Genomic DNA, 13830 nt, shown 5'->3' on the forward strand with positions numbered 1-13830 from the left:
GGTGCGGCTACAGCCGCTGTGCGTCGACAGCGGTCAACCGGGTGGACAACTCCCACAGGGTCGACGCCGTCGAGGGATCGGTTGCATGGTCGGCGGCCGTGCCGACAGCGCAGTCCACGAGGTACGTCCCGCCTGCCGCGTCGAGCTCCGGCGCCGTGGCTCCCCACACCGACGTCGCCGCGGCGGCAGGGACGGATTTCAGAGTTGTCAGAGCATTCGGCGTGCCCGCCGAGAGGCGTTTCATCTCGGCGAAGTCCTCGCGCGACATGTGCCGGGCGAGCCCGGTGGCGCACACCCCCGGATGCACCGCGAACGCATGGACACCAGTGCTGCCGAAACGATGTTCGAGCTCGACGGTCATCAGGACGTTGGCGGCCTTCGACTGCCCGTAGGCGACGAACTTGTCGTAGCCGCGGCGCTCGAAGTTCGGGTCGGCCAGATCGACGGGGTGCGCGCGGTGCGCATCCGAGGACACCGTGACCACCCGGGCAGGGACTCCGGACCGGTCGGCCGCGGCGGTCAGCGCGGGCAGCAGCGCCGTCGTGAGTGCGAAGTGGCCGAGGTGATTGACACCGAACTGCGCCTCGAAACCGTCCCGGGTGCGCTGCAGCGGCGGGTACATCACCCCGGCGTTGTTGATCAGGAAGTCCACAGGCAGGCACCGCTCGGTGAGCCGATCCACGAAGGAGTGCACGCTGTCGAGGTCGGTGAGGTCGACGCCGTACGTCTCCAGGTTCGCGGCGGGATGCGCGTCACGGATCCGGTCGGCGGCTGCGGCGGCCAGGGTGACCTCCCGCGCGGCGAGAACGACCTGCGCACCCGCGGAGGCGAGCGCACGGGCGGTCTCCTCGCCGAGCCCTCGGCTCGCACCGGTGACCAGCGCGGTACGGCCGGCCAGGTCGACGCCCGCAAGGACGTGGTCGGTGGTCGGGGCGGTCATCGCGGATCGACCTCCTGCCAGTCGCGGGACAGTGACGACTGCCATTGGGGTTCACGTCGATCCGCGAACGCCCGCACCCCCTCGGCCGCGTCGTGGGTGCCCATGACTCGTAGGTGCATGTCCGTCTCCAGTTCTGCGACGCGCTCCGGCGAATAGTTGCGGCCGATGCTCTGCCACAGCAGTCGCTTGGACAGTGCAGCCGACATCGGCGCGACGTTCACGGCGATGTCCCGGGCGATGTCCATCGCGGCAGGCAGTACCTCGTCCGCCGGCAGGGAACGGCTCGCCAGGCCCAGCCGGACCGCCTCGGCGCCGTCGAAGGTGCGGCCCGTCAACAGGATGTCCGCTGCCGCCGCCATCCCCGCGATGCGTGGAACGGTCCAGTGCGACATGGCATCCGGGATCACTCCGCGGCGGACCTGCGGGATCGAGTACTTGGCGTCGGTGGCGAAGATCCGGATGTCCGCCTGCATCGCGAGAGTCAGGCCGATGCCGATTGCGTGCCCGTTCACCGCGGCGACGACGGGCTTGCGCAGGTCGAAGGCCGGTGGGTTGACCGGTGACGCGGTGAACGTGTCGTTTTCCGGTGCGGCGAAGGTGCCGTCACCTCCCGTCACGTCGGCGCCCGCGCAGAACGCCGGGGGAGCGCCGGTGAGGACGATGGCTCGGACGTCGTCGTCGTCGTCGAGCATCCGATAGGCCGCGCTCAGCGCCCGGCCCATGTCCTTGGTGAACGCGTTGCGCCGCTCTGGCCGGTCGAGGGTCACCACCGCGACTCCGCGCTCTGCGTCGACGCGCACCCCGCCCGTCACGACGCCGCCTTCACGGCCGAGATCAGTTCGGCGACATGGACATCCGATACCGGGTAGCCGGGAAAGTAGCAGCACACCCGGTTCGCGTGGTCGCCGAAGCGGGCGACGATCTGCGCCGCACACTGTTCGGGCGTGCCGTGCACCGCGAGGGTGGCGAGCATGTCGTCGTCGATCAGGTCCGTCATCGCGGCGAATTCGCCGCGCTTCGACAGCACGTTGAGCTCCGGCTGCATGTCCGCCCAGCCCTCCACCTCGAGCACCGGCCGGTACGCAGGGGTGGATCCGTAGAACCCGAGCAGGCCCCGCACGCCGCGGGCGGCCGCGGCCAGCTCCTCCGGCGTGCGGCCCACACCCACGATCACCTGGGGATAGATCGCGAGGTCGGCGCGCGACCGTCCGCCGCGCTCGAGGCCCTCCTCGATCGCAGGCACGGTCCGCTCACGGAAGTGCCGGACGCTGTTGAACGGCATCACGAGCAGTCCGTCCGCGACCTCGGCCGCGGCCCGCGTCATCAGGGGTCCCAGGGCGCCGAGGCAGATCTCCGGCGGACCGTACGGGTTGGGTCCGGGGTTGAAGGTGGGCGGCATCAGGGTGTGCGTGCTGAACTCGCCCTGGAAATTCAGCGGCGCCCGGCCTTCCCAGGCCGCGAAGATCGCCTTGATCGCCAGCACCGACTCCCGCATCCGGGCAGCGGGCCTGGACCACTGTGCCCCGTAACGCTTCTCGACGTGCGGGCGCACCTGTGAGCCGAGCCCCAACCGGAATCGTCCGCGGCTCAGGGACTGCAGGTCGTTGGCAATGTGAGCCAGGTGTAGGGGGCTGCGGGGCAACGCGATGGCGACGTTGGTCATCAGGTCCGCCGAGGTCACGCCAGCTGCCGTGACGAGAGGAGTGAAAACGTCGTGGGCCCCTTCGAAGGTGAACAGTCCGTCGGCGCCGAGCGCGACCAGTTCGCGCGCACGCCCCGCGGCGTCCTCCGGCCGACAGTCCAGTTGAACGTCGATCTGCATTACGGCACCGCCCTGGTGTCTACCGCCTCGGACGCGTGCGCGGCCAGGACGTACAGGGCACCGGTGAGGGCCTCGACGAACTCGTCCTCGTCTTCGGTGCCCCGCGTCAGCCCGCGCATCGTCGTGGCACCCGAGAGCAGATCGAACAGAAACATCGCGTCCACTCCCGATGCGATCTCGCCGCGGGCGACTGCGCCGTCGAGCAGGCACTGAAAGGCTTCCCGGACGGGAGCCCCGATGGCAAGCAACCGCTGGCGCGCCGCTTCGGTCTGCGAGTCGGCGAGAAGGCCGGGTACACCGGCCCGCGCTGCCGGACGCGCGGCGCGAACCAGGAAGATCCGCACCCACGTGGCCAGGTCGGATCGCAGATCACCGGAGTCGTCGGGCAGTGGATGGCCACCGGTCCCGTGCACGGCCTCCTCGAGCAGGGCCTCACGCGTGGGCCACCGCCGGTAGATCGCAGGGGTGTTCACGCCGGCGGCACGCGCGATCGAGGCGACGGTCGTCTGCTGATAGCCCACCTCGGCAAGGAGGCGTCGGGCAGCGACGAGGGTCGCCTCGTCCTTGCTGAGGTCGCGGGGACGCCCCATTCGGGGAGAGGACTCGGGTTTCACTATTACATGGTAGATCGTTACGTTAGTCGGGCGAGGGGTTTTGCCCGATCCGGGCGCGGTGTTGCACCTCTGATGCAAGCGGGCCACGGGAGCTGCTGTGCAGCTCCCGTGGCCCGTCCCCCCTTGGTCCCCCTGGCTCAGTTGGCGATGTTGCTCGCCTGATTGCTCCATGCCTGCTGGCTGAAGAGTTCGCCTGTCCCGGAGACGAATGTGCTGTGCGCGTACTCGTCGCCCTGGAGCTTGTCCATGTTCCAGGCGGTGAGGGTGCCGAGGAAGCCCTGCACGCCGCTGACGCAGCCCGGATCGTTCGGGGGGCAGCCGGGCTGGCCCTGAATGTCGTTGTGGTTCGGGCCGTTCAGCGTCGCCATCGCCTTCTGGACCGAGTCCGGGGTGGCGGCGAAGTAGCCCTGCGCGGACTGGGGGCCGATCTGTTCGACCGGAAGCGGCTGGGTTGACGGCGAGATGGGGCTGCCGGACCCGTTGACATACAGGACGGAGCCGGTGGTGAGCTTCGTGGGATCCGTGCAGATCGTCATCGCTGCCTCGGGTTTCGGCATGTTGAGCGTGCACATGTACTGCCCGGGCAGTTCGATCGGGACCGCGGTCTTGACGGCGCCGCCGGCGGCGATCGTGGCGTTGAGGGTACCGATCGCGCCCTGCGAGTGGCCCATGGCGCCGACGTTGTCGGTGTCGAGCGCCTGGTAGAAGCTGCTCGACGGGTCCTCGTTCTGCCCCTTGAGGAAGTCCACCGCCTGCAGCATCTCCTGGCCGGAGCCCGTGTTGGTGTTGTCGGGCGCGATCACCACGAAACCCCAGGACGCCAGATGGGAGAGCAGGTAGTCGTACTGGAAGGGATGCGCGAAGGTGCCGTTACCCCAGGTGATGATCGGGTGCTCGGTACCGTCCGCACCGAGATCGGTGGGGTACCAGACGTCGAACTTGTGGCCGGAGGAGTCGCAGCAACCGAATCCCTGCTGCTCGGTCACTTCCCACGGCCCCCGCTCGGAGTACGTGTTCTCGACTGAAGTGATCGATTGACCGCTCGGGGCGGGCGCGCCGGCCGTGGCCGTGGCTCCGGTCCCGAACATGATCAGGGTTGCTGCGGCGAGGAGGGCTGCGCCTCTACTCAAGCGACTGCTCATGGCGACGAGGCTAGCGATCTACCTAGTCGTTATTAGCGGTTGTTACATTATCGTTATAATTTGGGTGGAACCGGTCGAAGAACTGGATCGCGTGTCCCTGTCGTTAGGCTCGCACCGTGACCGAGCGACAACGAGGTGGGCGTGCAGCCAGGGCGGAGGCTCGGCGTGAGGCCATTCTCGACGCCGCGATGGCCGAGATCGCGGCGAGTGGATACCGCGCCACCACTCTTGCCGCCGTTGCGGAGCGGGTCGGGCTGACCCAGCCGGGTGTCCTGCACTATTTTCCCAGCAAGGAACACCTGCTGATAGGTGTTCTCGAAGCCCGGGACCGATGGGACACTGCCGCCCTGCTCGCGGCCTCGGCGGACGTCAGGTTGTCCCACCTCGAGCAGGTCGTGGAATTCAACGCTGCTCGACCCGGTGTCGTCCAGACATTCACTGCTCTGGCCGCCGAGAGTACGACCGGTCAGCATCCGGCACGCGAGTTCTTCACCGAGCGCTACGCCGCCGCGCGCGCCAGGCTCGCCGAGTTGCTGAGGGCGGAATTCGGCGACAGGCTGCCCGGCGATCTCACTCCCGAACAGGCGGCGCCGCTGTTGATCGCCGTCATCGACGGTGTGCAGATTCAGTGGCTGCTGGCCCCAGACGAGGTGGACATGTCCGCCGCTTTCCGCAACTTCGTCGCGCTGCTCACCGCAGTCGACCGGCCCGAGGGTGATTCCGGTAAACCGTAGTCGAGCCAACAGGTAACGTTTTGATAACAACACTTAAGAGTTGTTAGGTCCCCGGTTAGCCTGGCGACACCACCGTGTTCGCAACCGGTCGGCTGTCGTGTGTGTGTTGGGTAATCTCGCCATCGGAAAGGCAAGTGCGCCAAGGATTGACCGCACCGGTGACGCCTCGATCGATGCCAAGCGAACCGTCGATGACGAAGGAGTCCACGATGCACGACGAGGCGCTGCGTGAGGTCGTTGAATCGGCACTTGCCAAGCTCAACCTGGACACGAAGGCGCGACTGCTCCAGGGCCAGGACATCTGGACGCTCCCCCCGCTCCCCGAGATCGGGCTCGGTTCCCTCGTGATGTCCGACGGCCCGGTCGGCGTGCGCGGAGCCAGTTGGGGGCCGGAGGACCCGTCCGTTCTGCTGCCCTCGCCCACCGCGATGGCCGCCTCCTGGGATCCTGAGCTGATCGCTCGCGCCGGGACCCTGCTCGCGCAGGAGGCGCGTCGCAAGGGCGTGCACCTGCTGCTCGCCCCCACCGTGAACATGCACCGGACGCCCGTCGGCGGCAGGCACTTCGAGGCGTACTCCGAGGATCCGTTGCTCACCGGTGCCATCGGTACCGGCTTCGTCCGCGGCGTGCAGTCCGGTGGCGTCGGCGCCACCGTCAAGCACTTCGTCGCCAACGACGCCGAAACCGACCGCATGTTCGTCGACAACATCGTCTCCCCGGAGGCGCTGCGCGAGATCTACCTCGCGCCGTTCGAGGCGATCGTGCGCGACGCCGGCCCGTGGGCCGTCATGTCCGCCTACAACAGCGTCAACGGAACCACGATGAGCGAGCACGCCGAGCTGCTGCGCGGCGTGCTCCGAGACGAGTGGGACTTCGACGGCATCGTGGTCTCGGACTGGATGGGCACCCGCTCGACGGTCGGCGCCATCATGGGTGGCCTCGACGTCGCGATGCCCGGTCCGGTGTCCGTCTACGGCGAACTCCTCGCCAACGCGGTCCGCAGTGGCGAGGTCGACGAGTCCGTCGTCGACGACGCCGTCCGCCACGTCCTGCTGCTCGCGGCCCGCGTCGGCTTGCTCGAGGGAGTACCCGCTGCCGTCACCGAATTCCCCGCGGAGATCGATGGCCGCGAGATCGCGCGGGAGGTCGCCCGGCGCTCCTTCGTGCTCGCCCGCAACACCGAGGTCGCCGGCAGTGCAGCGCTGCCGATCGCACCCGCCGAGTCCACGGTCGCCCTCATCGGACTGGCCGCTCGCGACGCCCGCGTGCTCGGCGGTGGCTCCGCCATGGTCTTCCCCGAAACCGTCGTCTCCCCGCTCGACGGGCTGACGGCGGCGCTGCCCGACGGTGCGCTGAGCTACAGCGTCGGCACGGTGCTGAGCGAGGACATGGGTGTCGCCGACCGCGGGTTCGCCCTGCGCGCCCGCTGCCTCACCGTCGACGGGTCGCTGCAGCGCGAGCTCCCGCTGGCGGACGGCAACATCATGTGGATGGGCGACCTCCCCGAGGGCATCGACTACCCGTCACTGCAGACCATCGAGATCGTCGGCAGCTTCACGCCGGAACTGTCCGGCCCGCATCGCTTCGGCACCAAGGGAATCGGCCGGTTCACCCTGGCCGTCGACGGCGAGACGGTGTTCGAGGGCGAGCAGGCACTCGAGAGCTTCGATCCGTTCGAGATGTTCTTCGGCTCGCCGAAGGACCGTGCTGTCGTCGAGCTCGAGGCGGGGCGCACCGTCGAAGTCTCCCTGCGATACGACCCGATGAAGATGGAAGGCGCGCCCATCGCCGTCGTCAGTTTCAGCCTGGGGCACCTCGAGCCGCAGCGTGACCTCGAGGAGCTGATGGCCGAGGCCGAGGCCGCCGCGGCTCAGGCCGATGTGGCCGTCGTCGTCGTGGCGACCACCGACAAGGTGGAGTCCGAGGGCTTCGACCGCACCACCCTCGCGCTGCCCGGCCGTCAGGACGAGCTGGTCTCCCGCGTCGTCGCGGCAAACCCGCGGACCGTTGTGGTCGTCAATTCCGGTGCCCCCGTAGAGATGCCGTGGCGCGACGACGTCGCCGCGGTGCTGCTGAGCTGGTTCCCGGGGCAGGAAGCCGGCGCGGCGCTGGCGGAGGTGCTCACCGGCGTCGCCGAGCCCGGCGGCCGGCTCCCCACCACCTGGCCCGCGACGCTGGAGGACTGCCCGGTCACCGAGGTGACCCCGACCGACGGCAAACTCGTCTACACCGAGGACCTGTTCATCGGCTACCGCGCCTGGGACCGGTCCGACGTCGCGCCCGCGTACTCGTTCGGGCACGGCCTCGGTTACACCACCTGGGAGTACGAGGACGCCCAGTGGGACGGTGAGACCGTCACGGTCCGGGTCCGCAACACCGGATCCCGGCCGGGACGCGAGGTCGTGCAGGTCTACCTCGCCCCGGTCGACGGCGACGCGTCCCGGCCCGCCCGTGCGCTGGCCGGCTTCGCGAGCGTCGAGGCGGCGGCCGGCGAAACGGCGACGGTCGGCATCACCGTGCCGCAGCGGGCCTTCGAGGCGTGGGACGAGACGAGCAGGAAGTGGGCTCACCGCCCCGGCGCGTACGACCTCCAGGTCGGTGCCTCGTCCGCGAACTGTCCTCGCGCCCTGCGCATCACGGCCGTCGGCTGACGCCGCGCCGACACCTCGCCCCATCTGGCCCGGACAGTGGTGTCCGCTTCGAGGGAGATTCGACGTATGAAGTTCTCGACTGCCGTTCGTGGCACAGCGGGCGCGGCTGCCCTGGCACTGCTGGTGCCCGTGGTCGGTGCCGCCGCGTCCCAGCCCGACCCGTCGGGGGTGGTCATCGAGTCGCACGAGGTCAGCCGGAGCGTGACGGCGCCCGCGGACTGCGGGCCCGGATCGCGACCGGAGACGGGGTTGCAGGGCGACGTGCCCGCGGCCGACCGGGACAGCGGACGCAGCGCCGAAGGCTACGACTGCAACATCTCCCGGGTCGGCGGGTTCGCCGGACGTGGCGCAGGCATCGTCTCCGCCAGCTTCGACCATTGCGCCTACCTCGGCACAATCTTCCCCGGCGACCTGCTCGGACCCGCACCGGGTGTCCAGGTCCTCGACGTCTCCGACCCCGCCAACCCGGTTCCGACCGTCAACCTGACCGAGCCGGCGATGCTCGCGGGTACCTGGGAAAGCCTCAAGGTTCACTCCGGCCGGAAGCTGTTGGTGGGCACCGGGGTTCCCGCAATGACGGGATCCGGCCTGCTCTCGGTGTACGACATCTCGGACTGTGCTCACCCCCGGTTGCTCAACCCGGGAACCGGTACCAACCTACAGATGCCCCTTCCCATCACCTCCCACGAGGGCGGGTTCTCACCTGACGGCATGACCTACTGGTCCTCGGGAGTGGTCCCCGGACTCGTCAGCGCGGTCGACCTGGCCGACCCCGTCAACCCGCGGGTGATCTGGCAGGGCCTCTCCGGCCCGTCGTCGCACGGCTTCGGCATGAGGGAGGACGGCAACCGGATGTACCTGGCGGACAATGCCGGTGGCCTCCGCGTCCTCGACACCAGCGCGGTGCAGCGCCGCGACCCCAATCCGCAGGTGCCCGTGCTGGCCCAGATGGTGTGGACGGACGGAATCGCCACCCAGCACAGCGTCCCGGTGAGCTACGACGGTCACCCGTACATCTTCGTCGTCGACGAGGCCGCGTCCGGCGGGGTCAAACTGATCGACGTCGCCGACGATGCGAACCCGAGGATCGTGGGTGGCATCAAGCTCGAGATCAACCTTCCCGAGAACGTCGACAGTCAGATCGCGTCGGCGTCGGGGGGTTCGGCGTTCACCTACGACCCGCACTATTGCACCGCGGATCGTCCCGTGGACCCGACGGCACTCGCCTGCGGCTGGGCGTCCTCGGGCGTCCGGGTGTTCGACGTCCGGGATCCGTTCGAGGCGAAGGAGATCGGCTACTTCAACCCGCCGGCGATGAAGGGGCGCAACCTGGAACGATGGAACTCTCCGCACGCACTGGCGTCGGTCCTCGGATACCCCGTGTTCTCCGAACTCGCGGTGCAGGGGGCCAAGGAACGCGGGGTGTTCGATCCTGCGCAGGCCGAGAGCAGTCGCACGGGCATGCTCCTCGGCGGTGACCTGTCCACCGACTGGTGCATGTCTCCGCCGGAGTGGCGCGGCAACGACCTCTGGGTCACCTGTTCCGACAACGGCTTCCTCGCCCTTCGCCTCGACGAGGACGTCTACACCCCGCCGGCGAACCAGCGGTCGACCCTCGGATCATGACGAGATCCACCCTCGTGCGCTGGGTCGCGTTCGCGTCGCTGGCAGCGTTGCTGCTGGTGATCGGCGCGGCCCTGCGGCCGTTGATCGCCCCCACGGGCCCGCCCATCGCAAACTCGGTCCTCAGCGCCACCGAGATCGGCTTCGCCGCAGACATGGCGGCCCACCATCAGCAGGCCATGCAGATGGTGCAGCGACTCGACCAAGGCGCCGACCCCGGTATCGTGGCCCTGGCCCGGCAGATTCACGACACCCAGTCCGTTGAGATTGGCATGCTCCTGGGCTGGCTGCGTCTGGCCGACGCGACGCCCACCAACCGGCAGCCGATGGCCTGGATGACAGCAGATGCCGCTGCCGCACACCATCATCCGGCACCAACGGGCGCTACCGGCCCGCCACCCGGACTGATGCCCGGCATGGCGACCCTCGCAGAACTCGATGCCCTCGGAGCTGCTCGCGGGCGCGACGCCGAGGTGCTGTTCCTCCAGTTGATGTACCGGCACCACCAAGGTGGCGTCGTGATGGCGCAGGCCGCCGAGGCCATGCTCACCGGTGGGCCGGTCAAGCAGGCGGCTCGCGACATGATGGCGACCCAGAGTCAAGAGGCCGGACTGATGGGTGTCCTCCTCGCCCAGCGAGGCGGGCACCCGACCCCGTAGCCGGTCGCGACCAGCGGGTTGCCGCACCGAATTCTTCACCGCCGCGGAAACAGCGGCTTGCGGGCATGATCGAGCCGGAATGGAATCGCGACCTGGGCACGCGAGTGCTGCTCACGAACGCGGACTGGTACGACCCGATCGAGGCGTAGCGCCGCGCAGCGGTCACGAAATCGAGGGCGTGAGTTCGGCGACGAGTCGTGCGCGGGCCCGGCTGATGCGGCTTCGGACCGTTTGGACGGGGATTCGCTGGTGGTCCGCGATCTCCTGATAGGTCATCCCGGCGATTTCTCTGAGGACGATCGCCTCGCGGAAGTCGTCGGGAAGGGTGTCGATCGCGGCCCGCACCGCCGCGACGGTGGTGACCCGGTCGGCAACCGACGGTGCCGGGTCGACCACGTCGAGGAAATCGTCCTGATCTGAGAGCACGTCCTTGCGGCGACGGATCACGGCGAGCGAGGCGTTGGCCGCGACGCGGTGTAGCCAGGTGCTGAGCTGGGAGTCGCCCCGGAACTTGTGCAGGTTCTGCCAGGCGGCGACGAGGGTGTCCTGGAACGCGTCCTCGGCGTCCTGCTGGTTCCTGGTTATTCGGCTGCACACCGCCCACACCTTGAGGCGATGTGGTTCGACGAGCTGTGCGAATGCCCGTGCGTCGCCTTGGCGGCACAGGTCGAGCAGGTCGGCTTCGGTCATGGTCGATCCCCCCGGAACAGTGCGGCCCTCCACTGGGCCGGGCTGGATCGTAACCGACCCTTCGGTTCGCGCACCGAGTGACGCCGGTTCGCTGAGGTCACGGCCGCCTCAGAACCCGTCCGTGCCCAGGTCGATGTCGTCGACGTGCGCGTCGCCCCAGCCCTCGCCGGAATCGTCCGGATCGGCCCCGTCATCGTCGAACGATCCGGCATCGTCGAGCGGTCCGCTGTTGTCGTGGGATCCGCCGGGCACGTCGGTGTCCGGGAAGCCGAGGTCGCCGGCCACCGAGTCGGCACCGGTGGTGGCGTCGTCGCTGTACGGGACGAGGCCGCTGTCGAGCGGCGGAGTGTCGGGGTCGATCGCGGCGGCGATCGCGGCGTCCCACAGGTGCTCGGGCATCGGCGGGGTGAGCTCGTCGGCGCTCACACCGAGTTCATCCCACAAGGATGTCGATTCCGCGTCGTCCATGCCGTGTCCGTCCTTTCGTGTCGAGGAGCCGTGACGTGCGATATGCCGGGTTCGTCAACGGTCCCACCCCATTGTGAGCTGTCCGCGCAGGGTGATCACTGCAATCCGATGAGGTCGAGAATCGCCCACGGCCTCGGTTGCAGCGCCGCCACACTGTCGTCGGACGCGTCGAGGTCGGGGTCGGGTTCGTCGGCGACGATCATCTGGTTCTCACCGTCGGCCCACGAGTCCATGAACTGGTCGATGGGAACTTCGAGCCCGTTGCCGGTGGGGCTGCCGGGGTCGGAGAGGATGACCACGCCGCGGGCCTCGTCGATGCCCGCGACCACGACGACGTGGTCGGGGGTGCTGTCCTCGGCGATCTCCTCGTCGGGATACCAGATCTCGCCGCTGTCGACCATCGCGATGATGCCGTAGCCGTCCTCGAGCTTGGACTTCAGGTCGTCGAGGGTGCCGGACTCGACGTGGCAGGGGACGTCCTGGTCGTCGAGGAGCGTCTCGATGCCGCCGATGGTCATGCCCTGCGACGGGTCGTCGCCGACGAACAGTCCGAGTTCGAGTGCGCGGTCGACCATCTGCTGTGGGCTCGTGATGTCCAGGCCGGTGTACTCGGAGATCAGCTGCGCCGCGCTCGACGGGCCGCAGTACCCGTTGACCTCCTGGTAGAACCACTCCGTCGTCCACGCCGTGGCGTTGCCGTAGGTGCCGTCCGAGGGCGGCTGCTCCGCGGGATCTTCGGCAGGCTCGGACTCGGGTGGCGCCGGAGCGGCCGGATCGGGATCGGGGAGTGCGGGCGCGGCCGGCTCCGGCGTGGTGAGGTCCGGTGCGGGAAGGTCGATTCCGTCGATGAGGTCCGGGATGGACGGCATTGTTCCCATGTCGTTCGGTTGCCACGGCTCGCTCGAAGGCACCTCCGAGGCATCGGCGAACGGGTCGATGTCGTCCCCGATGTCGAAGGTGGGCGGGTCGAGATCCGGTGCGGTACCGGCGATGTCGTCCATGGTGGATACTCCTCGAGCAGAAAGGTGGCGAGCGGAACGTACGCGCGGGGCGGGATCAGATCAGGTCGGCGGAAGTGGGGACTTCGTTCCAGTCGCCGGTCTGCCCGGCATCGGTGTAGATGTGGTCGGCGTCGCCGTCACCGTCGGTGTCGACCCCGTGGTAGTCGAAGATCCCGTCGGTGTTGCTGTCGAGCATGACGGTGTCGATGATCCCGTCGCCATCGGTGTCGGCGTCGACCTCGTCGATGGTCCCGTTCGCGTCGTGGTCGAACGCGACGTTGTCGGTCAGCCCGTCGAGGTCGGTGTCGGTGTCGAGCCGATCGGTCACGCCGTCGAAATCGGTGTCGCGTTCGATGACGTTGAAGTGCCCGTTGCCGGTGGTGGATTCGATGACGTCGATGTTCCCGTCCCCGTTGGTGTCGTGGGCGATCTCGTCGGTGACACCGTCACCGTCGAGGTCGATGTGCACGGTGTCGATGCTGCCGTCGCCGTCGAGGTCACGGGGGGAGACGTACGGCTGCGCCGGATCCTCGACCCACGCGGCCTCCGGCTGCGGTGCCCCGGTCGGCGCGGTATCGGTGGGCGAGGTCGACTCGGTCGCCGTGTCGACCTGCGGGACGTCCGGGGCGGCGGTGACGTCGTCGATGCTGCCCTCGAAGCTCTGCTGCGGGTTCGTCATGATGTGCTCCCTCTGCTCGTCGTCAGCGGCGGCTTCCGCTGGTCTCACAGATAGGAGTTGCCGGATCCCCGGAAAGTTCCCGACGACTCGAAATCAATCCAACATGTCGGCCCGCTCGAGGATCTTGACCAGCACGTCCTTGTCGACGATGCCGGGGACCGTCATCCCGAGATTGAGGCCGGTGACGGTGCTGACGTACTCGACGTAGTTCTTGCCGGGCTTGATGTACGCACCGGCGGTACCGTCCTTGCTCTCGACGAGGTCCCCACCCATGTTGCCGGCACGCCAGCCCCCGATCGCCTTGTTCGCGTTGTCCTTGTCGATCGACGCCTGGAACGTCACATACCCGGGGAGGTTGAGTTCGTACACCGCGAACGACTTGGAGTCGACTTCGCACGAGACCTTCTGAACCTTCGGCGTCTTGCTGCTCAGACCGGCATCGGTGCAGTCGCTGTCCATTTCCAGCGACTGCGGCAACGCCTCGATGATCGCCTTGACGGCGTCTGCGCCCACCGGAGGAGGTCCCGCGGTGGTGGTCTGCGAGGTCGCACCGGTGTCGTCGCCGGATGCCTCTGTGGCATTGGACGTGTCGTCCGGGGACAGGGCAATCGCCCCGACCACCGCTCCGACGAGGACCACGGCGGCAACACCTGCGACGATCGGGCCGCGCTTCCACTTCCGCGGCACAGGGATCTCTGATCTCGCGGTGTCACCGCCGTCCGGCCGGGTTCCGTCGGCCGGGACCTGCTGCCGTGTGTTCGCCGCGGTCGCGGGGGTGGCGGGGAACGAGGCGGGCCACTGCGGCGG

At 68.6% G+C, this 13830-nt stretch carries 14 protein-coding genes; 4 read left to right on the plus strand and 10 right to left on the minus strand.

The annotated features are described in order from the left end of the window. Window positions 1-7: 7 nt before the first annotated feature. The 5 genes from FFS72_RS10570 to FFS72_RS10590 form a co-directional block, all read right to left on the minus strand. Window positions 8-940 (minus strand): SDR family NAD(P)-dependent oxidoreductase, encoded by a 933-nt coding sequence (locus tag FFS72_RS10570; protein WP_137873901.1) that lies wholly within the window; start codon window positions 938-940, stop codon window positions 8-10. After that, on the minus strand, window positions 937-1752 hold the full coding sequence (locus FFS72_RS10575; protein WP_137873902.1) for an enoyl-CoA hydratase/isomerase family protein: 816 nt from the start codon (window positions 1750-1752) through the stop codon (window positions 937-939). Before FFS72_RS10575 ends, FFS72_RS10570 begins: the two co-directional genes overlap by 4 nt. Further along, window positions 1749-2762, minus strand: a complete 1014-nt coding sequence (locus tag FFS72_RS10580) for a TIGR03617 family F420-dependent LLM class oxidoreductase (protein ID WP_137873903.1) — start codon at window positions 2760-2762, stop codon at window positions 1749-1751. Before FFS72_RS10580 ends, FFS72_RS10575 begins: the two co-directional genes overlap by 4 nt. Next, window positions 2762-3376, minus strand: a complete 615-nt coding sequence (locus FFS72_RS10585) for a TetR/AcrR family transcriptional regulator (RefSeq protein ID WP_249353231.1) — start codon at window positions 3374-3376, stop codon at window positions 2762-2764. The genes FFS72_RS10580 and FFS72_RS10585 overlap by 1 nt, the downstream gene beginning before the upstream one ends. Before the next feature lie 137 nt (window positions 3377-3513). Beyond that, window positions 3514-4518 (minus strand): poly(ethylene terephthalate) hydrolase family protein, encoded by a 1005-nt coding sequence (locus FFS72_RS10590; RefSeq protein WP_137873904.1) that lies wholly within the window; start codon window positions 4516-4518, stop codon window positions 3514-3516. 116 nt (window positions 4519-4634) lie between these two features. Between FFS72_RS10590 and FFS72_RS10595 the strand changes: the two genes are divergently transcribed. The 4 genes from FFS72_RS10595 to FFS72_RS10610 all read left to right on the plus strand — a co-directional run bounded on the left by FFS72_RS10595 (window position 4635) and on the right by FFS72_RS10610 (window position 10185). Beyond that, a complete protein-coding gene (locus tag FFS72_RS10595; protein ID WP_212744345.1) occupies window positions 4635-5252 on the plus strand; it encodes a TetR/AcrR family transcriptional regulator in 618 nt (205 codons plus the stop codon). A gap of 191 nt (window positions 5253-5443) precedes the next feature. Next, window positions 5444-7903: a beta-glucosidase gene (locus FFS72_RS10600; protein WP_137873905.1), complete on the plus strand. Its 2460-nt coding sequence runs from the start codon at window positions 5444-5446 to the stop codon at window positions 7901-7903. A gap of 66 nt (window positions 7904-7969) precedes the next feature. After that, entirely contained in the window at window positions 7970-9529 is a 1560-nt protein-coding gene (locus FFS72_RS10605; RefSeq protein ID WP_137873906.1) for an LVIVD repeat-containing protein, read from the plus strand. Beyond that, window positions 9526-10185, plus strand: a complete 660-nt coding sequence (locus FFS72_RS10610) for a DUF305 domain-containing protein (protein ID WP_137873907.1) — start codon at window positions 9526-9528, stop codon at window positions 10183-10185. Before FFS72_RS10605 ends, FFS72_RS10610 begins: the two co-directional genes overlap by 4 nt. 162 nt (window positions 10186-10347) lie before the next feature. Here the strand turns inward: FFS72_RS10610 and FFS72_RS10615 are convergent, their stop codons facing one another. From FFS72_RS10615 to FFS72_RS26410, 5 genes are all read right to left on the minus strand, one after another. Next, on the minus strand, window positions 10348-10875 hold the full coding sequence (locus tag FFS72_RS10615) for an RNA polymerase sigma factor (protein ID WP_137873908.1): 528 nt from the start codon (window positions 10873-10875) through the stop codon (window positions 10348-10350). 108 nt (window positions 10876-10983) lie between these two features. Next, on the minus strand, window positions 10984-11343 hold the full coding sequence (locus FFS72_RS10620; RefSeq protein ID WP_137873909.1) for a hypothetical protein: 360 nt from the start codon (window positions 11341-11343) through the stop codon (window positions 10984-10986). A gap of 95 nt (window positions 11344-11438) precedes the next feature. Then, a complete protein-coding gene (locus FFS72_RS10625; RefSeq protein WP_212744346.1) occupies window positions 11439-12344 on the minus strand; it encodes a C39 family peptidase in 906 nt (301 codons plus the stop codon). A gap of 55 nt (window positions 12345-12399) precedes the next feature. Next, window positions 12400-13023: a hypothetical protein gene (locus FFS72_RS10630; protein ID WP_137873910.1), complete on the minus strand. Its 624-nt coding sequence runs from the start codon at window positions 13021-13023 to the stop codon at window positions 12400-12402. A gap of 93 nt (window positions 13024-13116) precedes the next feature. Further along, the coding region (locus FFS72_RS26410; protein ID WP_212744347.1) for a hypothetical protein at window positions 13117-13830 on the minus strand (714 nt) is incomplete at its 5' end.

It is taken from the genome of Rhodococcus sp. Q, from assembly GCF_005503035.1.
Classification (GTDB): Bacteria; Actinomycetota; Actinomycetes; order Mycobacteriales; family Mycobacteriaceae; genus Rhodococcus_G.

What these genes read in the sequence shown, in the direction of transcription:
- FFS72_RS10570 (WP_137873901.1), bottom strand. Translation starts at nt 940, where the DNA reads ATGACCGCCCCGACCACCGACCACGTCCTTGCGGGCGTCGACCTGGCC.
- FFS72_RS10580 (WP_137873903.1), bottom strand. Translation starts at nt 2,762, where the DNA reads ATGCAGATCGACGTTCAACTGGACTGTCGGCCGGAGGACGCCGCGGGG.
- FFS72_RS10590 (WP_137873904.1), bottom strand. Translation starts at nt 4,518, where the DNA reads ATGAGCAGTCGCTTGAGTAGAGGCGCAGCCCTCCTCGCCGCAGCAACC.
- FFS72_RS10600 (WP_137873905.1), top strand. Translation starts at nt 5,444, where the DNA reads ATGACGAAGGAGTCCACGATGCACGACGAGGCGCTGCGTGAGGTCGTT.
- FFS72_RS10605 (WP_137873906.1), top strand. Translation starts at nt 7,970, where the DNA reads ATGAAGTTCTCGACTGCCGTTCGTGGCACAGCGGGCGCGGCTGCCCTG.
- FFS72_RS10610 (WP_137873907.1), top strand. Translation starts at nt 9,526, where the DNA reads ATGACGAGATCCACCCTCGTGCGCTGGGTCGCGTTCGCGTCGCTGGCA.
- FFS72_RS10615 (WP_137873908.1), bottom strand. Translation starts at nt 10,875, where the DNA reads ATGACCGAAGCCGACCTGCTCGACCTGTGCCGCCAAGGCGACGCACGG.
- FFS72_RS10620 (WP_137873909.1), bottom strand. Translation starts at nt 11,343, where the DNA reads ATGGACGACGCGGAATCGACATCCTTGTGGGATGAACTCGGTGTGAGC.
- FFS72_RS10625 (WP_212744346.1), bottom strand. Translation starts at nt 12,344, where the DNA reads ATGGACGACATCGCCGGTACCGCACCGGATCTCGACCCGCCCACCTTC.
- FFS72_RS10630 (WP_137873910.1), bottom strand. Translation starts at nt 13,023, where the DNA reads ATGACGAACCCGCAGCAGAGCTTCGAGGGCAGCATCGACGACGTCACC.